18 protein-coding genes are annotated in these 21,995 nt (G+C 66.7%); 16 read left to right on the top strand and 2 right to left on the bottom strand.

What is annotated here, in order from left to right; all coding sequences use genetic code 11:
• Positions 1–2 precede the first annotated feature (2 nt).
• Both ACLQ3J_RS07625 and ACLQ3J_RS07630 read left to right on the top strand, forming a co-directional pair.
• Entirely contained in the window at positions 3–815 is an 813-nt protein-coding gene (locus ACLQ3J_RS07625; RefSeq protein WP_169651233.1) for a mycofactocin-coupled SDR family oxidoreductase, read from the top strand.
• Positions 816–818: 3 nt separating this feature from the next.
• Positions 819–2,780, top strand: coding sequence for a mycofactocin system FadH/OYE family oxidoreductase 2 (locus ACLQ3J_RS07630; protein ID WP_425902721.1), 1,962 nt, complete (start codon positions 819–821; stop codon positions 2,778–2,780).
• A gap of 23 nt (positions 2,781–2,803) precedes the next feature.
• Here ACLQ3J_RS07630 and ACLQ3J_RS07635 read toward each other — a convergent pair whose 3' ends face one another.
• Positions 2,804–3,787, bottom strand: coding sequence for a GNAT family N-acetyltransferase (locus tag ACLQ3J_RS07635; protein ID WP_425902723.1), 984 nt, complete (start codon positions 3,785–3,787; stop codon positions 2,804–2,806).
• A gap of 177 nt (positions 3,788–3,964) precedes the next feature.
• Here ACLQ3J_RS07635 and ACLQ3J_RS07640 point away from each other — a divergent pair, with 177 nt between their 5' ends.
• From ACLQ3J_RS07640 to ACLQ3J_RS07675, 8 genes are all read left to right on the top strand, one after another.
• Positions 3,965–5,254, top strand: a complete 1,290-nt coding sequence (locus ACLQ3J_RS07640) for an ATP-grasp domain-containing protein (protein WP_169651230.1) — start codon at positions 3,965–3,967, stop codon at positions 5,252–5,254.
• 47 nt (positions 5,255–5,301) lie between these two features.
• A complete protein-coding gene (locus ACLQ3J_RS07645) occupies positions 5,302–7,347 on the top strand; it encodes a CocE/NonD family hydrolase (RefSeq protein ID WP_169651229.1) in 2,046 nt (681 codons plus the stop codon).
• Positions 7,348–7,395: 48 nt separating this feature from the next.
• Positions 7,396–8,082 (top strand): mycofactocin biosynthesis peptidyl-dipeptidase MftE, encoded by a 687-nt coding sequence (gene mftE, locus ACLQ3J_RS07650; protein ID WP_296550401.1) that lies wholly within the window; start codon positions 7,396–7,398, stop codon positions 8,080–8,082.
• The gene (gene mftF / locus ACLQ3J_RS07655) at positions 8,079–9,497 is read left to right on the top strand and encodes a mycofactocin biosynthesis glycosyltransferase MftF (RefSeq protein WP_296550402.1); all 1,419 of its coding nucleotides are present in this window, start codon (positions 8,079–8,081) and stop codon (positions 9,495–9,497) included. The genes mftE and mftF overlap by 4 nt, the downstream gene beginning before the upstream one ends.
• Before the next feature lies 1 nt (position 9,498).
• Entirely contained in the window at positions 9,499–10,959 is a 1,461-nt protein-coding gene (mftG, locus tag ACLQ3J_RS07660) for a mycofactocin dehydrogenase MftG (RefSeq protein WP_425902726.1), read from the top strand.
• 103 nt (positions 10,960–11,062) lie between these two features.
• A complete protein-coding gene (locus tag ACLQ3J_RS07665) occupies positions 11,063–12,382 on the top strand; it encodes a GAF domain-containing protein (protein ID WP_425902728.1) in 1,320 nt (439 codons plus the stop codon).
• A 74-nt stretch (positions 12,383–12,456) separates the two neighbouring features.
• The gene (adh, locus tag ACLQ3J_RS07670; RefSeq protein ID WP_296550405.1) at positions 12,457–13,980 is read left to right on the top strand and encodes an aldehyde dehydrogenase; all 1,524 of its coding nucleotides are present in this window, start codon (positions 12,457–12,459) and stop codon (positions 13,978–13,980) included.
• Positions 13,981–14,055: 75 nt separating this feature from the next.
• Positions 14,056–14,649, top strand: coding sequence for a DUF779 domain-containing protein (locus ACLQ3J_RS07675; protein ID WP_425902729.1), 594 nt, complete (start codon positions 14,056–14,058; stop codon positions 14,647–14,649).
• Here the strand turns inward: ACLQ3J_RS07675 and ACLQ3J_RS07680 are convergent.
• Positions 14,568–15,764 (bottom strand): DUF418 domain-containing protein, encoded by a 1,197-nt coding sequence (locus tag ACLQ3J_RS07680; protein ID WP_425902730.1) that lies wholly within the window; start codon positions 15,762–15,764, stop codon positions 14,568–14,570. The two genes, ACLQ3J_RS07675 and ACLQ3J_RS07680, sit on opposite strands and share 82 nt — an antisense overlap.
• 88 nt (positions 15,765–15,852) lie before the next feature.
• Here ACLQ3J_RS07680 and ACLQ3J_RS07685 point away from each other — a divergent pair, with 88 nt between their 5' ends.
• From ACLQ3J_RS07685 to ACLQ3J_RS07710, 6 genes are all read left to right on the top strand, one after another.
• Positions 15,853–16,437 (top strand): TetR/AcrR family transcriptional regulator, encoded by a 585-nt coding sequence (locus ACLQ3J_RS07685; protein ID WP_296550407.1) that lies wholly within the window; start codon positions 15,853–15,855, stop codon positions 16,435–16,437.
• 160 nt (positions 16,438–16,597) lie between these two features.
• Positions 16,598–17,146, top strand: a complete 549-nt coding sequence (locus ACLQ3J_RS07690) for a hypothetical protein (protein ID WP_296550408.1) — start codon at positions 16,598–16,600, stop codon at positions 17,144–17,146.
• Between the two features lie 118 nt (positions 17,147–17,264).
• Positions 17,265–18,932 carry an AMP-binding protein gene (locus ACLQ3J_RS07695; RefSeq protein ID WP_296550409.1) on the top strand — a complete coding sequence of 556 codons (1,668 nt, stop codon included), beginning with the start codon at positions 17,265–17,267 and terminating at the stop codon, positions 18,930–18,932.
• A gap of 147 nt (positions 18,933–19,079) precedes the next feature.
• Entirely contained in the window at positions 19,080–19,352 is a 273-nt protein-coding gene (locus ACLQ3J_RS07700; RefSeq protein ID WP_169651221.1) for a GlsB/YeaQ/YmgE family stress response membrane protein, read from the top strand.
• Between the two features lie 77 nt (positions 19,353–19,429).
• On the top strand, positions 19,430–21,385 hold the full coding sequence (locus ACLQ3J_RS07705; protein WP_425902732.1) for an acetoacetate--CoA ligase: 1,956 nt from the start codon (positions 19,430–19,432) through the stop codon (positions 21,383–21,385).
• A gap of 64 nt (positions 21,386–21,449) precedes the next feature.
• Positions 21,450–21,800 (top strand): hypothetical protein, encoded by a 351-nt coding sequence (locus ACLQ3J_RS07710; protein WP_169651219.1) that lies wholly within the window; start codon positions 21,450–21,452, stop codon positions 21,798–21,800.
• The last annotated feature ends 195 nt before the right edge of the window (positions 21,801–21,995 follow it).

Consider the following 21,995-nt stretch of genomic DNA (forward strand, 5'->3'; position numbering starts at 1 on the left):
CCATGGGCGAGTTCGACGGCAAGGTTGTCTTCATCACCGGTATCGCGCGAGGCCAAGGACGTAACCACGCCCTGAGGTTCGCCCGGGAGGGAGCGTCGATCATCGGTATCGACGTCGCGAAGCCGGTATCGGAGTACATCACCTACGAGCAGGCGACCGAAGACGACTTCCGCGAGACCGTCCGACTCGTCGAGGAGGCCGGGGGCAAGATCGTCGCTCGCATCGCCGACGTCCGCGACAGTGCCGCCCTGCGGGCTGCGGTGGACGAGGGTGTCGCGCAGTTCGGACGGCTCGATGTCGTTGTCGCGAACGCCGGCATCTGCAGTTGGAACCGATTCTGGGAAATGCCCGACGAGCAGTTCGAAGAACTCGTCGACATCAACCTCACGGGCGTGTTCAAGACGTTGAAGGCGGCGGCGCCCGCCATGATCGAAGCCGGGAACGGCGGTTCGATCATCGTCGTCAGTTCCGTCGCCGGACTGAAGGCGATGCCCGGACAGGCACATTACGGCGCTGCCAAGTTCGGTCTCGTCGGCATCACCCAGGCTGCTGCGAAAGAACTGGGCGAGTTCAACATCCGCGTCAATTCGATCCACCCCTACGGCGTGAAGACCCCGATGGGCACCGATCAGGGATCGCTGAAGATGTTCGAGCGCTTCCCGGCCTGGCTGCCCAACTTCGCACCCATCCTCACCGAGAAGCCGATCGCCGATCCCGACGACACGTCCGACGCGGTGCTGTTCCTCGCGAGCGATCGTGCGAAGACGATCACGGGCAGCCAGATGGCGCTCGACCAGGGCAACTCCAAGGTCTAGCCGGTGTCGCGCAACTCGGCCGGTCCCGATCCCCGGGACAGCCTCAGGATCGGTCCGGCCACGTTGCGCAACCGGATCATTTTCCCGGCCCACCTGACGAACTTCGCGGTGGACGGGGAGATCACCGACCAGCACATCGCGTATTACACGGCGCGGGCGCGCGGCGGGGCAGCGATGATCGTCACCGAGGAACACACGGTGCATCGCTCGGATCGGCCGTACGAGAAGCTGATACGGGGCTGGGATCCCGCCGTGCTACCCGGGTACCGCCGCCTCACCGATGCGGTGCACGCGCACGGCACACGAATCCTGGCTCAGCTCAACCACAACGGTGCACAAGGAAGCTCGATGTACACGGGCCGGCCGTTGTGGGCACCGGGACCGGAACCCGACGCGTTGTTCCGGGAAGTGCCCGCGGCGATCGGTGGCGACGAGATCGCCGAACTGATCGCCGGCTACGCGGCGGTCGCGCGGCGGTGTGCCGACGGCGGATTCGACGGTGTCGAGATCCAGTGCTCGCAGGCGTCGATCCTGCGCGCCTTCCTCGCGCCGGGGACCAACCGGCGCACCGACCGCTACGGTGGCGATCCGACCGGTCGTGCCCGGTTGCTCCTCGAGGTCGTGGCCGCGGTCAGGTCCGTGCTGGGGCACGAGTACATCGTGGGGGTGCGTCTGAGCGGCCACGACGGCACCGCCGGCGGGATCGGCATCGACGATGCGGTGCAGGTCGCGCGCATGCTGGGTGCGACGGATGCCGTCGACTACCTCAGCACGTCGGTCGGTGTGGCCACCGAAACGCTCCATCTGGTCGAAGCGCCGATGTCCACGCCGCACGGATATTCCTTGTTCGTGCCCGCGGCGTTCCGTGCGGTTGTGTCGCTACCCGTTGTGGGCGTGGGTCGGTTCACGACTCCCGGCCAGGTCCGCTCTGCGCTCGCAGAGGGAGTGTGCGACCTCGTCGGTGCGGTGCGGGCACAGATCGCCGACCCGGACTTCGCTGGGAAAACTCTCGGTGGACGCGACGCGGAGGTGCGGCCGTGTATCGGTTGCAACCAGGAATGCATCGGGCGGGTCGGTCTGGGCCGGTGGATCGGGTGCACGGTGAACCCGCGCGCGGGCCGCGAATCCACGCCCCTGCCTGCGCCGCGGATGCTGGGCCGCCGGGTGCTCGTGGTCGGTGGTGGACCGGCCGGACTACAGGCTGCCGCTACGTCCGCTCGTCGCGGGCACTCCGTGATCCTGTGTGAGCGAGAGCCGTGGACGGGTGGGCAGATTCGCGCCGCGGCGACCGCACCGCACCGCGGCGAACTGGCAGGGATGGTGACGAGCCTCGAGGCGGAATGCGCTCGGGCCGGCGTCGAGATCAGGACCGGATTCGAGGTCGACGCCGACTTCGTCCGCGCCTACCGGCCCGACGCCGTGATCGTGGCGACAGGTGCCCGGCCTCAGCGGCCCGTCTGGGCCGGAGACTCCGCGAAGGTCGTGGACGTCCGCGACGTGCTCGAGGGTCGCGCCGATCCGGAGGGGAGGGTGCTCGTGGTCGACGATCTGGGTTTTCATCAGGCGACGTCGGTGGCCGAACTTCTCGCCGGACGTGGCTGCACCGTGACGGTGTGCACCGGCGGCATGATCGTCGGACAGGATCTCGGCCTCACCCTCGATATGGACGGATGGACGCGTCGCGCCCATGCTGCGGGGATCACGCAGATCACCGACGTGATGGTCACGGGAGTCGTGGACGCCGACGACGCGACGGTCGTGTCGCTCGTCGATCACCGGACCGGCACGGCCCGGCCCTTCGTGGCCGACGCCGTGGTGGTCGTCACCCATCAGGAACCCGTGGACGAACTCTGGAAACAACTGTGCGACAGCAGCGTTCCCGTGTACCGCGTCGGCGACGCGGTGACCCCGCGCCGTGCGCACAACGCGATCCTCGAGGGGGACGCCGCAGCGATCGCGGTGTGACACCGCGTCCGAGTGTGCGGTGCCTACGAACCGAGTTCGCGCCGCATCGCAACGCGTGGACGGTAGTCGAGTCCCAGCTCCGTTTCGTGTGCGCGAATCCGGCGCAGCCCCGGGGTGAGTTCTCCGTCGCCGAGAATGCGGAAGCCGAGACGTTCGTAATAGGGCGCGTTCCAGGGAACGTCGCGGTAGGTCGTGAGCGTCACGGCGTTGTACCCGTGATCGCGAGCCCACCCGGCGGCGTGGGCGAGCAGGTCGCGACCGACGCCGCGCCGAGCGTGACCGGGATGCACCGAGACCTGCTCGATGTGGAGCGCGTCGTCGACCGGTTCGGCGATCAGGTACGCCACCGGCGCACCGCCTTCGTCGAACGCCACCCAGTTCCGGCCCGCGGCGAGATAACGGTGCAATTCCGCGACCGTCGGCGGGGCGTCGTCCGCGACGAAGGTCATGCCCAGTTCAGCGAACTGTTCGCCCGCCGCCCGTTCGATGTCCTGGAGCAACGGTAGTTCTGCCTCCGCCGCGAGCCGGATGCGAGGCAATCCCTTGGCGAAGTACAGCGAAGACTCCGAGTCGGCCCAGACGCCGAACCGCTCGCGCATCGGGGCGTACCCGGCTGCGGTGTACATCGCGATGGCTTCCGGTTGCGCAGTGCCGGTTTCGAGCACCATCCGGCGACGTCCCGCGTCCGCTGCGGTTCGCTCCAGCGCGTCGAGCAGGCGCCGCGCGATTCCGCGTCGCCGCGAATCCGCACGCACGTACATCCTCTTGATCTCCGCGTCGCCGTCGCGCAGACCGGGATGCCCCGCGTCGTACGCGCGCCAGCCTCCGATGCCCAGCGGCGCAGTTCCGGAATGTGCGAGCAGGAACAGCCCGCGTGGGGGTGCGAACTGTTCCGGATGAAGTTCGGTGTGGTCGGGCCCGCCGTAGCGACGCACGTACTCGAGCTGAACCTCGTCGATGAGGGCCTGCACGTCCGGGTCGTCCAAGGGACGAGGTTCGATCTGCACCAGACGAGAGTACGTGCCGGCCGTGGCGCGACCGGCGCCGATCCTCCCGCCTGTCCCTCGTGCCCACGATCCTCCGACGGGACTCGCCCGGCGGTCAACCGGACAAACACACTCGGCGGTGTTGCTGGGCATTTGCGGGAGATGTTTATCGAATCGTTGCATGGGCACCCACTGGTGATGCACAAGAACATATTCATCCCGGCCCTGACCGATCAGCAGCGTGACAAGCTCGACACTCTTTCGAACGCCGACGAACTCCGGTTCCACGGCCTTCTGGATTACGAGTCACTGGTCGAGCCCGAGACCTATGTGTTCCGAGACCTGCTCGACCGGGCACGCCGCGAACTCGACGAGTTCGACGGCAGCGTGGACGGGATCGTCGCGCACTGGGATTTCCCGACGAGCGTGCTCGCTCCGATTCTCGCCGCCGAACGGGGCCTGCCCGCGCCGACACTCCGCAGTATTCTCCAGTGCGAGCACAAGGCGTGGAGCCGAATCGAGCAGCGGAAGAGCATTCCCGAATGTGTCCCGGGCTTCGCGGTTTTCGATCCTTTCGACGACAACGCGCTCGATTCGATCGACCTTTCCTTCCCGTTCTGGGTCAAGCCGATCAAGTCCCACTCGTCGCAACTCGGATTCGAGATCAACAGCGCCGAGGAGTTCGCCGCTGCACTCGAGCAGATCCGTGCCGAGATCGGCCGGGTCGGGGACGCGTTCGACGAAGTGCTGTCCCTGGTGGAACTGCCGCCCGAACTCGAAGGAGTCGGCGGCAACATGTGCCTCGCCGAAGACATCATCACGGGTATCCAGGTCGCGCCCGAAGGCACGATGTTCAACGGCGAGTACCGCATTCACGGCTTCTTCGACATGCGTAAGGATGCGGCAGGGCACAGCTTCGACAGGCTCGACTACCCGGCACAGTCGGTCCCCGAGGATGTGCAGCAAAGCATGATCGATCTGACGGAGCGGTACCTGCGTCACGTCGGTTTCGACAACGGTTGCTTCAACACGGAGTTCATGTGGGACGAGAAGACGGGAAAGCTGTCGCTCATCGAGGTCAACACCCGCATCTCGCAGTCGCACAGTGACCTTTTCGTCAAGGTCGACGGAACGTCGAACCACGAGGTGGCGATCGATATCGCGCTCGGCGTGGAACCGCGCATCGAACCGCGCAAGGGCAAGTTCCGCCACGCGGCTCAGTGCCACGTCGGTTACTACTCCGACGGTATCGTGCGCAGCGTCCCCAGCGCCGACGATCTCGCCCGAGTCTGCGAGGAGATCCCGGATACGGTGGTGGACATCAAGGTTCGGGTAGGCGACCGGCTGTCCGAACTGCCCAACCAGGACGGCTACCGGACGGTCCTCGCGACCCTGTACATCGGTGCCGACGACGTGGGCGGGCTCGAGAAGTACTTCGATCGTGCGACCGAGTTGCTGCCGTTCGGGATCGACGAAATCTCCGACTAGGGCCTTCCTGCCTGCGACTTGTTCAACCGATCGACAGGAAGGTACTCGTGCAGACAGTGACATCCTTTCCCCACAGTGTTCGCGTCATCGAGAACACCTTCATCACGATGCCCGACGGCTGTCGGCTGTCGGCTCGCATCTGGCTTCCGGACGGAGCCGAGAGCAACCCGGTTCCCGCTGTGCTGGAATATATTCCGTATCGGCACCGGGATACCACCCGAGCGCGAGACGAGCTCAACCACCCGTACATCGCCGGCCACGGATACGCCTGTATCCGGGTGGACCTGCGCGGCAGCGGCAACTCCGACGGGGTACTCGAGGACGAGTACCTCCCTACCGAGCAGGACGATGCGTGCGCCGTGATCGAGTGGGCCGCGCAGCAACCCTGGTGCGACGGCAACGTCGGCATGATGGGTATCTCGTGGGGCGGCTTCAACAGCCTCCATGTTGCCGCGAAGCGGCCACCGGCACTCAAAGCGATCATCAGCGCGTCCGCCACCGACGATCTGTACGTCGACAACATGCACTACATGGGTGGATGCCTGCTGTCGGACAACCTGTCCGAAGCCACCGTGATGTTCGCCTTCAACAGCATGGCGCCGGACCCGGCGATCGTCGGCGACCGGTGGCGCGAGATGTGGCACGAACGATTGCAGGGCAGCGGACTGTGGGTCGAGAAGTGGCTCGAGCATCAACATCGGGACGACTACTGGAAGCGTGCCTCCGTCAACGAGAACTACGCGGACGTGCAATGTCCCGTGTTCGCGGTGGGCGGCTGGGCCGACGGTTACACCAACGCGATCTTCCGGCTGATGGAGAACCTCGACGTCCCTCGTAAGGGACTCATCGGACCGTGGGGTCACAAGTACCCGCACCAGGGAGTGCCCGGTCCGGAGATCGGGTTCCTGCAGGAGGTCGTCCGGTGGTGGGACTACTGGCTCAAGGGGATCGACAACGGCATCATGGACGAACCCATGCTCCGCATGTGGAAGCAGGGCAGCGTCCCGCCGCACCCGCGCTACCCCGAGCGGCCGGGTACATGGATCTCCGAGCCGTCGTGGCCCGCGCCGGGCATCGAGAGCCGCGAGTACTCGCTCACGCGCTTCGGACTGGACCAGGACGCCGATCCGGACGCCGTGGAGCGCCGGGACCTGGCGGTGTGCTCACCGCTGAGCCTGGGGATGGCGGGTGGCAAGTGGGCCTCGTACGCGGCCACTCCCGACCTGCCCTCCGATCAGCGGGAAGAGGACGGCGGCGCACTCGTTTTCGAAACCGAAGCCCTCGACGAACCGCTCGACGTGGTCGGCCTGCCGAAGCTCGATCTCGAGATCAGTGCCGACAAGCCGGTGGCGATGGTCGCGGCCAGGCTCAGCGATGTCGCTCCGGACGGCCAGGCGACGCGAGTGACCTACGGTCTGCTGAACCTCACGCATCGTGACGGCAGCGCGGACCCGCAGCCGCTCGAGCCGGGTCGCAAGTATCGGGTGCGCGTCAAGCTCAACGGGATGGCGCAGGAGTTCCCGGCAGGCCATCGCATCCGCTTGTCGTTGTCCACCTCGTACTTTCCGCTGGTGTGGCCGGCGCCCGAACTCGCGACCCTCACGGTGACCACCGGCGAAAGCCGTCTGAGCCTGCCCGTGCGTCCGCGACGCGACGCCGAGGACTCGGCGCTGCCCGCGTTCGGTGAGCCCGAAGGTGCGGAATCCTCCGCCGTCACACGGGTCGAGCCGGGCGAACACCACTGGCGCACCTCGCGCGATCTCGAAACCGGCGTGACCACACTCGAGATCAAGGACGACCAGGGAGAACTCTTCGTCGAAGACACCGGTACCACGATGCGGAGCGCAACGACCGAGTGGTTCAGCTTCCAGGGGAACGACGTGGAGTCGGCGCGCGGCGAGACCCAGACCGTGCGCTATCTCGGTCGAGGGGACTGGCAGACGGAGGTGCGGACCCGGACGGTGCTGACATCGACACCGGACGAGTTCGTGATCACAGCACAGTTGGATGCGTACGAGTCCGACGAGATCCACGGCAAGCGGCGCGTCTACTCCGAGAACTGGAATCGGGAAATACCTCGCTTGCTGGTGTGACACCACGCGCTCGCGGTGCGGGCTGTCCGACGCACTAGCATCGGACCGGTGATACGGGATCTTGCCGGCGCCTATTGGACCCACGTCGAACCGGAGCGGTGGACCGTCGCGGTACCGGTGGGATCGCTCGAACAACACGGCCCGCATCTGCCCCTCGATACCGATACCCGGATCGCCACGGCCGTTGCCGAGGCACTTCCCGACGTCCTCGTGGCTCCGCCGCTCGCGTACGGCGCGAGCGGCGAGCACGAGGACTTTCCGGGAACGGTGTCCATCGGAGCAGAGGCGCTGCGCACCGTGTTCGTGGAGTACGGGCGCTCTATCTGCCGCTGGGCTTCCCGGGTGCTGTTCGTCAACGGGCACGGCGGAAACGCATATGCCCTGGCCGAAGCCGTGTCGCTGCTGCGCTACGAGGGGCGCGACGTGGCCTGGCTCCCGTGCGCGGTGCCGGGCGCCGACGCCCACGCGGGGGTGACCGAAACGAGTCTGATGTTGCACCTGTTCCCGAACGCGGTGGATATGGCGAGCGCGGTTGCCGGGAACACAGATCCGATCTCCACTTTGATGCCACAACTGCGTGAAGCCGGTATGGTTTCGGTGTCGGCGAACGGGGTTCTCGGCGATCCCACCACCGCAACTGCAGCGCAGGGGGCCCGCTTGTTCGCACACCTGACGGAACGTGCAGCATCGCAGGTCGCTCGGTGGGAACCGGGCACGGAGGGGGGACTTCGGTGAGTCAGGCGACAACACCCGAACTGGCGCAGACTCCCGGTGGACGGCTACCCGACGGATTCGGGGTGCGCATCGATCCGCGGGTCCGGCGGTTCGCCGGCGGGCGCGTACTCATCGGAGGCTCGCCCACCCGGATGCTCAAACTGGCGCCCGCCGCCGCGGCGATGATCGACGGCGATCACCTCGAGGTCGTCGACTCCCGAACCGCGGTGGTCGCCCGGCGGCTGCTCGACTCCGGTGTCGGTAATCCGCGTCCCACGCGACTGCCCTCCACCGCGGACGTCACGGTGGTCGTTCCCGTCCGGAACAATGCGGCGGGAGTGCGGCGGTTGCTGCAAGCGCTTCCCGGCCTCGAGGTCATCGTGGTCGACGACGGCTCCGACATGCCGATCGACTGGCCGGACAACCCGCGGGTCCGCGTGGTCCGATTCGAGGCATCGCGCGGACCCTCCGCAGCACGAAACATCGGATTGCGGGAAGCACAAACAGAATTCGTGGCATTCCTCGACTCCGATGTCGTTCCGCGCATCGGGTGGCTCGAGGCGTCGCTCGGCCATTTCAGCGATCCGGCCGTGGCGCTCGTCGCGCCCCGCATCGTGGCTCTCGATCCCGACAACGGAGCGCTGGCACGCTACGAGCACGCCCGCTCGTCGTTGGACCTCGGCCGCCGGGAAGCCCCCGTTGTGGCAGGTAGCCCGGTGTCCTACGTCCCCAGCGCCGCCATGGTGGTCCGCCGCGAGGCACTTGCCGGGTGCGGGGGTTTCGACGAGTCGATGCACGTCGCGGAGGATGTCGACGTGTGCCGCCGCCTCCGGAGCGAGGGATGGCGACTCCGGTACGAACCGGTTGCGCGGGTTGCCCACGATCATCGTGTGAGTTTCCCGGAATGGTTCTCCCGCAAGGTCTTCTACGGAACCGGGGCGGCGCCGCTGGAAGCGAGACACCCCGGTACCGTGCCCCCGATGGCGATGTCCGTCTGGACCCTTCTCGCGTGCTCGGCCGTCGCCACGATGACCCGGTTCGGCGTCGTCGTCGCGGTACTGACCCAATTCGTCACGCTCGTGCGGTTGCGCCGCATGTTCGCCGAACTCGACCGGCCGACGCGCATCGCAGCGGTGCTGACCGGTCAGAGCTTCGCGGGCGGTATGTGGCAGGTCGCGTCCGCCGTCTGCCGGCACTACTGGCCGCTCACATTCGTTGCGGCGGTGCTGTCGTCGAAAGTGCGGCGCGCGGTGGTGGCTTTCGCTGTGGCAGAAGGCATGTGGGACTGGTATTCGCACCGCGAGGGCGGTGGCCTCGACCCGGTGCGGTACGTCTTCTTCAAGCGCCTCGACGACCTCGCCTACGGCGCCGGGCTCTGGAAAGGGGTCGTCGACGCCCGCGATCCCGCGGCGCTGATGCCCGATATCCGGTCCTGACGTGATTCCGGCGCGCGCCGACATCGTGGTGGTCGGGGGTGGGAGCGCCGGATGCACACTTGCCGCCACCCTCGCCGGACGCCCGGGCCGCACCGTCGTGCTGCTCGAGAGCGGTCCCGGCTACGCGAGCACCGGTACCGCGCCACCGGAACTCCTGGACGCCTCGAGGCTTCCCGTCGGGCCTGAAAGTCGTTGGACTGCGCAATATCCGGTGCTCCTGGCCGGGAGGCCCGGCACGATTGCCCGGGGCCGGGTACTCGGAGGATCCGGCGCGGTCAACGGCGGCTACTTCGTCCGCGGGCGCCCGGGGGATTTCGACGCCTGGCCCCCGTCGTGGTCGTTCGACCACGTGCTGCCGTACTTCCGGCTCATCGAGCACGACTCGGACTTCGGCGACGAGTGGCACGGCGCCGCCGGACCGGTACCGGTGTCGCGAACCCCGTGGTCCCGTCTGCACGCCGTGGCGCGCGCGTTCCACGATGCCGCTGTGGCGGCGGGCCATCTTCCGGTGGAGGACCTCAACGCGCCCGGTCCGGTCGGGGTGGGACGCGTTCCCCTCAACATCGCGAACGGGGTACGCATGGGACCGGCACTCTCGTCGTTGATGCCCGCGCTCGCCTCCCCGAATCTGACCGTGTGCTCCGGTACGCGGGCGCGCAGGGTGGTGATGTCCGGTGCCGAGGCGGTAGGGGTGGAGGTGGACGGCGGTGACGGCGTCGCGTTCATCGAGGCGGGAAGTGTCGTGCTGTGCGCGGGTGCGGTCGAGAGTCCCCGCCTTCTCCTGCTCTCCGGCATCGGGCCCGCGGACGAACTCGCCACGCTCGGCGTCGCGCCCGTCGTCGACCTTCCCGGGGTCGGTACGGGGTTTACCGACCATCCGGAAGTTGCCGTTCCGTACCGGTACCGCAGCGATCTGCCTCTCGGTACGGCTGTACTCGAAACTGTCCTGCACACAGACGAACTCGAACTGCGTCCCTACACGGCTCCGTTCGCCGACTCCGTACCGGGCAGTGGCGCTGCCGTACCTGTGCTGGGGGTCGTCCTCACCCGGCCGCGCAGTCGCGGGCGCCTGATCTTCGACGCACGCGACCCGTACGCCGCTCCTCTCCTGGACTACGGATACCTGGACGACCCTCGCGATCGTGCAGCGCTCCGGCACGGGGTCGCAACGGCGGTCCACCTGCTCGCGGCGATGGACGGGGTCGTGGACCCGCACAGTGTTCCGACGGGCGCAGCGGACGTGGACGACGAGTGGCTCGCGGCGCATCTCGGTACGTCCCAGCACTTGTCGGGCTCGTGCAGGATGGGTTCGGACGATTCGGCGGTCGTCGACGACCGGTGCCGGGTGCACGGCGCCGAGCGTCTCTTCGTCGCCGACACCTCCGTGTTCCCGCAGGTGCCCAGCCGGGGCCCGCATGCCACGGTCGTGATGCTGGCGAGGCGTGTCGCGGACGCCCTCTGAATCCGGCACGCGTCCGCCAGGGTGCCCCCGAGTGCGATGACACCGACCCGCTGTGATCTGCACTACAGTGGCCCCCGGCGGAACGCGAGGAGGACAGCGGTAGATGATCGACCGTGCGGGAGCGAAAGCCCTTTCGTGGATGGCGCTGCATCCTGGGGACGACGCAGAAGCGCACGCCCGTCGACTGTCGGAAGTCCATACGGCTGTGGTGGGATCGGCGTCGAGCAGAGAGCGGTCTGCTGCGCTTGCGTCCCCCGCGGCGGTACGCCCCGTAGTGCGCGACTCGTGGCTCCGTAGCCTCGGCAGGGCGATCGATCCCGACGTCATCGAGCAACCCCTGTTGCTGACCGGCAAGGATCTCGAGGACTACCGCGCGGGACACCCGATGGCGATGATCCGTCCGGTCGTGCGCAAGCTTCTCGTGGAAGATGCGGCCGACAGCGGACTGCTGATCGCGATCAGCGACGAGCGGGGACGACTGCTGTGGATCGAGGGAGACCACGACGCCCGCGACCGGGCGCTGGCGATGAACTTCGCCGAGGGCGCGGATTGGAGTGAGGAGCACGTCGGGACCAACGCTCCCGGCACGGCTCTCACACTCGATCGGTGCGTGCAGATCTTCGGTGCCGAGCACTACAACCGTGCCGTGCACGAGTGGAGTTGCTCGGCGGCCCCCGTCCACGACCCCATCAGCGGCCGCATCCTCGGAGCACTCGACATCACCGGCGGACCGCGCGTCGCGGCGCCGGAGGTTTTACAACTGGTGCGGGCGACGGCTGCCGCTGCCGAAGCCGAACTGCGCCTGTCCATGCTCGAGGGTGCGAGTGCCCAGTCTTCTGCCGCCTGCATGCTCGAAACGTTCGGCCCGGGACGTGCGACGCTCGTTCGCGGACGCGACCGGCTCGCGCTGTCGCAACGGCATGCCGAGATTCTGCTCATTCTCAGCGAGCATCCGGAAGGGGTCGGCGCTCGGAGGCTTGCGGTCCTGCTCGACGAGAACGAACTCGATGCCGTGACGGTGCGCGCCGAGATATCCCGTCTGCGTAGGGTACTCGGGCCGGACACGATCGCGTCCCGGCCGTATCGAGTGCAGAGCGCGCTGCGCACCGATGTTGCGAACGTACGTGCGGCGCTGGATCGCGGGGACCTCGACACCGCGGTGCGCCTCTACACCGGCAGGGTGCTTCCCGGCTCGGGCGCGCCGGGAGTGATCGACGTGGGCGACGAGTTGGATGCCGGAATCCGGGGTGCGCTCCTGCGCCGGGGTGCGGCGCCGCTGCTCGCCCGCTGGACGGCATCGATTCACGGCCGCGAAGACCTGCCCGCGTGGAGTGCGTATCTCGGATGCCTGGACCCGGACTCCACCGTGTTCGCACAGGTTGAGGCGAAGATCCGGATACTCGACCGGAACTTCGCAACCTAGTTGCAACCCCGGCGTTTGTAGTGTCCGGGGTCACACCCTCGACGGGTGATCACCCCGACGCGCAGGAGAACACGATGCCCGAGTACGCCCGCCCCGGTTCGCCCGATGCCCTGATGTCCTTCCGGTCCCGTTACGACAACTGGATCGGCGGTCGATGGGTGGCTCCCGTTTCGGGCGAGTACTTCGAGGACATCACTCCCGTGACCGGACAACCGTTCACCGAGGTCGCGCGTTCGACCGACAAGGACATCGAACTCGCTCTCGACGCCGCGCACGCCGCCGCCCCGGCGTGGGGCAAGACGTCACCGGCGGAACGGGCGCTGATCCTGAACCGGATCGCCGACCGGATCGAAGAGAACCTCGAGGCCGTCGCGGTCGCCGAAACGTGGGACAACGGCAAGCCCATCCGGGAAACTCTCAACGCGGACATCCCGCTGGCGATCGACCACTTCCGGTACTTCGCGGGCGCGATCCGCGCGCAGGAAGGCTCGATCTCCGAGATAGACGCCGATACCGTGGCCTACCACTTCCAGGAGCCTCTCGGCGTCGTGGGCCAGATCATCCCGTGGAACTTCCCGATCCTGATGGCGGTGTGGAAGCTTGCCCCGGCGCTCGCAGCCGGAAATGCCGTGGTGCTCAAGCCCGCCGAGCAGACGCCCGCGTCGATTCTGTATCTCGTCGAGCTGATCGGGGACCTGCTTCCCGACGGTGTGGTCAACATCGTCAACGGTTTCGGAACCGAGGCCGGCAAGCCGCTCGCCTCGAGTCCGCGCATCCGCAAGATCGCCTTCACCGGTGAGACCACGACCGGGCGGCTCATCATGCAGTACGCCTCGCAGAACCTCATCCCTGTCACCCTCGAACTCGGCGGCAAGAGCCCCAACATCTTCTTCTCCGACGTGATGTCCGCTCCCGACGACTTCCAGGACAAGGCACTCGAGGGATTCACCATGTTCGCCCTCAACCAGGGCGAGGTGTGCACCTGCCCGTCCCGCGCACTCATCCAGCAGGACATCTTCGACGACTTCCTGTCCCTCGCTGCGGTGCGTACCAAGGCCGTACGGCAGGGAAACCCGCTCGACACCGACACGATGATCGGTGCGCAGGCATCCAACGACCAACTCGAGAAGATCTTGTCCTACATCGAGATCGGGAAGGGCGAGGGCGCCAAGATCGTCACCGGCGGTGAACGCGCCGACCTCGGCGGTGACCTGTCGGGCGGCTACTACGTGCAGCCGACGATCTTCGAGGGCCACAACAAGATGCGGATCTTCCAGGAGGAGATCTTCGGGCCCGTCGTGTCGGTGACGTCGTTCCGGGACTTCGACGATGCGATCGCCACCGCCAACGACACGCTGTACGGTCTCGGCGCCGGTGTGTGGTCGCGCGACGGTGGAGTCGCATATCGCGCCGGCCGCGCGATCCAGGCCGGCCGGGTGTGGACCAACACGTACCACCAGTACCCCGCCCACGCGGCGTTCGGCGGCTACAAGCAGTCGGGCATCGGCCGCGAGAACCACCACATGATGCTCGACCACTACCAGCAGACGAAGAACCTGCTCGTCTCCTACGCTCCGAAGGCCCAGGGATTCTTCTGATCGCTCTCGGCGCCCGCACCTTTCGTACAGGGAAGTGCGGGCGCCGACCGGTTTCTGTGAAAGAGAGGGTATGCGGTGTCAGTCCCAGCCCGGGTGACGGCCACGGTCGCGGCCGCGGATCTTCTGCGCCGCTTGGCCGACCGCAACGGATCGCTGATGATCCACCAGTCGGGAGGATGTTGCGACGGGTCGTCGCCGATGTGCTTTCCGGAAGGCGAATTTCTGGTGGGTGATCGGGATGTGCTCCTCGGCGTGCTCGACCTCCGTCTCGGCGTGGGTCGCACGCTTCCCGATCCGCCCTCCGGGGCCCGCTCTGTTCCCGTGTGGATCTCGGGGTCGCAGTTCGAGGTCTGGAAGCACACCTGTCTGGTGCTCGATGTGGTTCCGGGAAGGGGAGCGGGCTTCGGTCTCGAAACGCCCGAGGGTGTCCGATTCCTTGCTCGGGGAAGAATATTCAGCGAGCCGGAGAACGCCGCGCTTGCGACGTCGCCGGTTGTGCTCGGGGAGGAGTGGGCGAGCGGCGTCCGGCCGGGCGCCTCGCCGGTGCCACTCGTGGTGGCCGACGCCGAGGCCGGATGCGCCGTGCCTCAGTGGCCGGACCGTGACGACGAGACCGGTGGCGGCCCGGATACTGTCGCCGGAGAGGTCGGTCCACCCGCGAGTGCCTGATAACTCACGTTCCACAGCCATTCGACGGGACCCCGCTCGAATCGGGCCAGCCACAGGCGCGCGACGATCATGAGCGTCGCGCAGACGGCGGCGAACAGCGCCACGGTGGCCGGCACGATCGTGTCGCCGTCCAGGCGAGCGGCCATGCCGAATCCCCAGCCGTAGCACACTGTCGAACACAGGATGTTCTGCAATATGTAGCAGCTCAATGCCATTCGCCCCACAGGGCTGAGAGCGGTGCCGACTGCGCCGGGTGCACGGCCGTCGGCATAGCGGTGTGCGACGGCTGCGAGGAGTGCGAAAGCCACGATCGGGGCTGTGCCGTAGCGGCCCAGGACGAGACCCGCGTCGGACCCGGACAGGCCCAGCGCGAAGTCGATCGGGAGCGCGACACCGAATCCGACGATCATGAGAATGCGGCGGAGGCGGGCCTGATCCGGATCGAGGATGCCGCGCAGGTGCAGCCGCGCGCCGATGAGGAAGAGAGCTATCGACAGCGGCAGGATGAAGATCGTTTCCAGCCGGAACAGCGCGATGTTCTCGGCACGGAAGACCACCAGATCCCAGAACGAGCCGTCCGCATAAGGATTGGGGGACAGCGTCCGGTTGCCCGGATTCGCAGGCAGCGCAGCGAGTGCGGCTACCACGACGGCGAGCATCGCGGCGTGCAGAGCGAGTGCGCAGGCTATCCAGATCCGCTGGGAGCGGATGCCGGTAGCCAGGACGAACGCGACGACGAGTCCGGTGACGGCGTATCCGGTGAGCACGTCGAACTCGGTGAACAGGAAGTAGTGCAGTATCCCGTCGATCATGAGAAGTCCTGCCCGCCAAGGGTATTTACCCGGCCACGGAAGTCCCCGTCCGGTCGCCGAACGCTGCTGGATGGCGAGTCCGATGCCGAACATGATCGTGAGGAGCCCGAGGAACTTTCCCTGCGTCACCTGTTGCAGCACGTCTTGGACGAAAGACCAGCTTCCGGTCGCTCGTCCGGTGCCGTTGATATAGCCGACCAATCCTTCCACGTTGGTGAAGATCCAGATGTTGGTACCGAGGGTGCCGAGAATCGCGACCCCTCGTAGTACGTCGAGTGCGGCGTATCGAGGTGTGGTGCTCACGGTGATCCCTTCCGGGGGACGCAGAGCGTAAGTAGCACGGTCGTGCTTACAAAAAGTGATGCTAGCACGACCGTGTTAGCATGGTCCAGTGCCGAAACTGATCGATCACGATGCGAGACAGCAGGAAATAGCGGAGGCGGTCTGGCGGCTGATCCTGCGCGAAGGGGTCGGCGCTGTCTCGATACGGGAGGTCGCGGCCGAGGCGGGCCTGTCTACGGGTTCTGTGCGGCACGTCTTCGGCAGCAAGTCGGAACTGCTCGGCTATTCGATGCGCCTGGTTCACGACCGCGCCGCAGAGCGCGTGTCCGCCCACCTCGGCATTGCCGATGTCAAGGAACGCGCGCGGGCCGTGCTCGGTGAACTCCTTCCGCTCGACGAGGTCCGACGTTGCGAAATGCTGGTCAATCTCGCGCTGATCGCGGAATCTCCCGGACATGACGAACTGCGGCAGATCGCGATCGGTGCGCAGCGCGCACTGCGGGAAGGGTGTGAGCTCGTACTGGCAGGTCTGGCCGCGGAGGGGCTCGTCGCGCCGGACCGTGATCTCGGGTTGGAAGCCGAGCGTCTGCACGCCGTCGTCGACGGTCTTGCAATGCACCTGCTCGTCGGTGCCGGTGACACCCCGAGGTCCGCCCAGACGGTGCTCGCCGCGCATATCGATTCGCTGGCCTGACGGCCCCTTGCCGCCCCGGTGCCGAATTCCCACCGGTGCCCACGCGCCCACGCGCGTCCCCGGTACGCCAGAATCGGACCGGGATCCGTCCGGATTCCGCGGTACGCGGGGGCATCGGTCCCCGCATGTTCGGCGCCCATCGGGCGGTGAGGAGTGGACGATGGCCTTCGCGGGCAACGTGGATGAGCTGGCCCTGCTGCAGACGGTGCGCCTGAAGAACCAGGTCACCGCGGAAGTGGTTGCCGCGCACCTGGGAGTGACGGTGGCGGCCGGCCAGGCCGCAGTAGATGCCCTCGTCCGGCAGGGCAAGGCCCGATCGGCCGGTGACGGCATCGAGCTCACCGACGAGGGGGTTCACGAGCTGACCGGCCAACTCGAGGCGGAACGCGTATCGATCGACGAGGATTCGATCGCGGACCTGCACGATCAATTCCTGCCGCTGGACGACGAACTCGCGGAGCTACTCGCGGAGCCGGAGGCGGACGGGTTCATCGACGCACTGCTCGATTTCGACCGTCGTGCGCAGGCGCTGTTCGACGACGTGTCCGCGTTCGTTCCCCGTCTGTCGCGATACCAGGATCTCTTCGCAGAAGCTCTGGAGAAGGTCAAGGGGGGCGCGCTCGCATGGGCCACCGCGGGCAACATCGATTCCTACTCCGCGGTGTGGGGCGAGATGCGGGAGGAACTCAGGGGCGCCGCGGGTCGCTGACCTGGTACTCGTTGTGAGGGTGTGACCGCAGTCATCATTTCCCCCTTTTCGGGGGTGGTCGTGAGTGACCGGGGTCACTACCGTTTCCTTCGTATCAACTGCCACGAAGGAGACCACGATGTCCGGCACCAACGTCGATCCTCTGCCGAGCTACTCCCAGGGCGCCTGGAACGTTCCACTTCTCGGCGACACCGTCGGCGACAACCTCGACCGCACCGCCGCGCGTTTCGGTGACCGTGAGGCGCTCGTCGACCGCGCCGCGGGGAAACGTTGGAACTACACCGAATTCGTAGCGGATGTCGACGCAGTCGCTGTCGGCATGCTCCGGTCGGGCATCGCGAAGGGTGACCGGGTGGGGATCTGGGCCCCGAACTGCTGGGAATGGGTTCTCGTCCAGTATGCAACCGCGAAGATCGGCGCGATTCTCGTCAATATCAATCCCGCGTACCGCTCGCACGAATTGCAGTACGTCCTCGAGCAGGCGGGCGTCCGGATGCTGGTGTCCGCGTCCGCATTCAAAACATCCGACTATGCGCAGATGATCGCGACCGTACGGGCGAACTGCCCCGACCTCGAGGATGTCGTTCTGCTCGGCTCCCCGCGGTGGGACGAGCTCGTCGAGGTGGGACGGGCCGCACTCGCCGACGACCGTCGGGTGCTCACCGAGGCGCAGTCTCAGCTCTCTCCCGACGATCCCATCAACATCCAGTACACCTCGGGGACCACCGGGTTCCCCAAAGGCGCCACGCTCAGTCACCACAATGTGCTCAACAACGGGTTCTTCGTCGGCGAACTCTGCCACTACACGGAATTGGATCGGGTATGTATCCCCGTTCCGCTGTACCACTGTTTCGGTATGACGATGGGCAATCTCGCGTGCACCAGCCACGGCGCGACCATGGTGCTGCCGTCTCCGGCCTTCGATCCCGCGGCCACACTCACCGCAGTGGCGGAGGAGCGATGCACCTCGCTCTACGGCGTGCCGACGATGTTCATCGCCGCGCTGGCGGAACCCGATTTCGCACGGTACGACCTGGCGAGCCTGCGCACCGGAATCATGGCGGGCTCGCCGTGCCCGGTCGAGGTGATGAAACAGGTCATCGATCGGATGGGGATGAACGAGGTGTCGATCTGCTACGGCATGACCGAAACTTCGCCGGTGTCGACGCAGACCCGCAGCGACGACAGCATCGAGCGGCGGGTGGCCACGGTCGGTCGGGTGGGTCCTCACCTCGAGGTGAAGATCGTCGATCCCGGTACAGGTCTGACGGTCCCGCGCGGCGTGCCGGGCGAACTGTGCACCCGCGGATACTCGGTGATGCTGGGGTACTGGGACCAGCCGGAGAAGACGGCCGAGGCGATCGACGTGGCCCGGTGGATGCACACCGGGGACATCGGAGTCATGGACGAGGACGGCTACGTATCCATCACGGGCCGTATCAAGGACATGGTGATCCGCGGGGGAGAGAACATCTACCCCCGCGAGATCGAAGAGTTCCTCTACACCCACCCGGACATTCTCGACGCTCAGGTGGTGGGGGTACCCGACGTGAAATACGGGGAAGAACTCATGGCCTGGGTCCGGATGCGCGAAGGCTCGGAGCGCCCCCTCGACGCGGCGAGCCTCAAAGCGTTCTGCGAGGGAAAGCTCGCCCATTACAAGATCCCGCGTTATGTGCACGTGGTCGACGAGTTCCCGATGACGGTCACCGGCAAAGTGCGAAAGGTCGAGATGCGCGAACAGGCACGGGCGATCATCGAGGCCACCGTGACCGAGCACAACTGACGGCCGTTCGGCACGGATGCGGCAAGTAATTCGGCCGCACCCGCGCCGAACCGGTCACTTTCGTCGGTTTCAAGGCAGACACTGAGTGGGTAAAGAGTCGTCGACGATGCGCAGCCACCGGGCGGCGCCGCAGCAGAGGGGCTCACCATGGGACAAATTATCGGCACGATCATTTTCGGTGCGGTCATCGGAATCCTGGCCAGATTGGTGATCCCGGGCAAGCAGGCCATGGGCATGATCATCACGATCGTCATCGGCATCATCGGCGCGCTGATCGGCTACTGGCTGTGGGGCCTGATCTCCTCCGAGGGCAACGAGAACACCAGCGGCATCGACTGGATCCGATGGATCATCAGCATCATCGTGGCCGTGGTCCTCACCCTGATCTACACCGGCGCTACCCGCGAGCGGAGTCGGTAACCCGTTCGAGGTGCCCCGCCCGGCCACACCGGGCGGGGCCAGACGTGTCTCCGCCTCGGCCCCGAAAGTGAGTTGCCGTGCAGCCGCAGTGGATTCCCCACGACGCCGCCGTTGCGCGAGCGAACATCACGGAGTTCGCGCGGTTCGCCGAACGGCGTCACGGACTGAGCCTGCCCGATTACGGGTCGCTGTGGCGATGGTCGGTCGACGCCCCGGGAGACTTCTGGAAAGCGGTGTGGGACCGGTTCGAGGTGGTGTCGCACACCGACCCCGGACCGGCTCTCGCCGACACGGCCATGCCCGGAGCCGTGTGGTTTCCCGGTGCGCGGCTGAACCTCGTCGAGCACGTCTTCCGTGATCGGCCGCCGCAGGGGCCAGCCGTCGTCCACCTCGACGAGGCCGGGCACCGCAGCGAGATGACGTGGTCGGAACTCCGTAGCCGGACAGCCGCGTTCGCCGCCACGCTCCGGGAGCACGGAGTCGGACCGGGGGACCGGGTCGTCGGCTACCTTCCCAACATCCCGGAGGCCGTCGTCGCACTGCTCGCGACCGCGAGTATCGGGGCTGTCTGGGCCGCGTGCGGGCAGGACTATGCCGCTCCGGCTGCGCTCGACCGGCTGGGTCGACTCGAGCCGAAAGTCCTCGTCACAGCGACCGGATACGCCTACGCGGGCACGTGGCACGACCGGACGAACGAAATGACATGGCTGCGCGACCGACTACCCGGTCTCGGCCTGACAGTCGTCGTCCCCAGCGCGCCGGCCCGAGAGATCTCCCCACCCACCGCGACGTCCCCGTCGGTGCTGAACTGGGAAGAGGCGGCCCTGAGGCAGGACGCAACCCTCGACACCGTCGCGGTTCCCTTCGACCACCCGTTGTGGGTGGTGTTCTCCTCGGGTACGACAGGACCACCCAAGGGCATCGTCCACGGTCACGGCGGGGTCCTGCTCGAGCATCTCAAAGCACTGTCACTCCACCTCGACCTCGGTCCGCACGACCGCTACTTCTGGTACACGAGTCCGAGCTGGATGATGTGGAACTTCCTCGTCTCCGGACTTCTCGTGGGCGCGACCATCGTCTGTTACGACGGTGCGCCGTCGCATCCCGAGATCGACCGCCTCTGGCGGACCGCTGCCGACGAACACGTCACGGTTCTCGGGACCAGTCCCGCCTACATCGCGGCCTGCGCCGAGGCGGGGGTGGTGCCCCGCGTCGACCACGATCTGTCCGCCCTGCGCGCCGTGGGCGTCACGGGCTCGACGCTGTCCGCGTCGGGGTCGCTGTGGCTGTCGGAGAACGTCGGCTCCGATGTGCAGGTCATGTCGATCTCGGGTGGCACCGACGTGGTGTCGGCGTTCGTCGGAGCCGCGCCGACAGTGCCCGTGTGGCCGGGCGAAATCTCTGCGCCGTGCCTCGGCGTCGCCGTGGACGCGTACGACGAGCACGGCCGCTCCGTGCGCGGCCGTGTCGGAGAACTGGTGGTGACCGCTCCCATGCCGTCGATGCCCGTCCGGTTCTGGGATGACCCGGACGGCAGCCGGTACCGCGAGTCGTACTTCTCGGTCTACCCGGGCGTCTGGCGTCACGGTGACTGGATCACCGTCACCGACCGGGGCACGTTCCTCATGCACGGACGCTCCGACTCCACCCTGAACCGTCAGGGAGTCCGGATGGGCAGCGCCGACATCTATCAGGTCGTGGAGAGTCTGCCCGAAGTCACCGAATCGCTGGTCCTGGGAATCGAACAGCCCGACGGCTCGTACCGGATGCCGCTGTTCGTCGTGCTTGCAGACGGCACGGAACTCGACGACCGCGTGGCGGAACGGATCCGTTCGGCGATTCGCGCGCAACTGTCCCCGCGGCACGTGCCCGACGAGATCGTCGCCGCGCCGGGGGTCCCGCACACCCGCACCGGGAAGAAACTCGAGGTGCCGCTCAAACGAATTCTGCAGGGAGCCGACCCGTCAACTGCCGTGGATCGCGCCGCAATCGACGCACCGGAACTGATCGACTGGTACCACGACCAGCGGTGATGCACACCACTTATAAGCGTGACCTAACTGGACTCTGCAGGTCCGGAATGGTCGGATTGCCGGTATGGACATCGCCATCAAGATTTTTCTCATCCTGCACTTCATCGGTCTCGCCAGCATCATCGGCTCTTGGCTCACGGTGCTCAAGCAGCCGCGCGTCGTCGTCGGCATGCTGCACGGCGCGATCCTTCAGGTGGTGACCGGTATCGCGCTCGTGGGTCTCCGCGAAGCTCAGGACGTCGTCGAGGTGAACCACATGAAGATCGGCATCAAGCTGCTGATCGCCCTGGTCATTCTCGTCGTCGCGATCATCGGCCTGAAGAAGGAGAAGAAGAACCCGGGTTCGACCGCAGTTCTGGCGCACACGGCCGGCATCCTCGCCATCGTGAACGTGATCATCGCCGTGTCCTGGTGACCTTCGACGGCTCGTTCCCTCGGTGAGCCGGGGCCTGTGTCGGAACCCTGTAGATTGTTCCGGGTGTGTACGACATGGGCTCCGGTACCGACCGGTAAGTAAGCTGCTTCGGGCGCCTCGGCCCGTCAGGCGGGGGTCCGCTACTGCGTCCGGTCCTGCGGAATGTCTCACCGCCCGGCCACGCCGTAACGATCT

Source organism: Rhodococcus sp. DT1, from assembly GCF_049844875.1.
Taxonomy (GTDB): domain Bacteria; phylum Actinomycetota; class Actinomycetes; order Mycobacteriales; family Mycobacteriaceae; genus Rhodococcus.

Coding starts and splice junctions, on each gene's coding strand:
- ACLQ3J_RS07625 (WP_169651233.1), top strand. CDS start 3: ATGGGCGAGTTCGACGGCAAGGTTGTCTTCATCACCGGTATCGCGCGA.
- ACLQ3J_RS07665 (WP_425902728.1), top strand. CDS start 11,063: ATGATCGACCGTGCGGGAGCGAAAGCCCTTTCGTGGATGGCGCTGCAT.
- ACLQ3J_RS07700 (WP_169651221.1), top strand. CDS start 19,080: ATGGGACAAATTATCGGCACGATCATTTTCGGTGCGGTCATCGGAATC.
- ACLQ3J_RS07640 (WP_169651230.1), top strand. CDS start 3,965: ATGCACAAGAACATATTCATCCCGGCCCTGACCGATCAGCAGCGTGAC.
- ACLQ3J_RS07695 (WP_296550409.1), top strand. CDS start 17,265: ATGTCCGGCACCAACGTCGATCCTCTGCCGAGCTACTCCCAGGGCGCC.
- ACLQ3J_RS07690 (WP_296550408.1), top strand. CDS start 16,598: ATGGCCTTCGCGGGCAACGTGGATGAGCTGGCCCTGCTGCAGACGGTG.
- adh (WP_296550405.1), top strand. CDS start 12,457: ATGCCCGAGTACGCCCGCCCCGGTTCGCCCGATGCCCTGATGTCCTTC.
- ACLQ3J_RS07710 (WP_169651219.1), top strand. CDS start 21,450: ATGGACATCGCCATCAAGATTTTTCTCATCCTGCACTTCATCGGTCTC.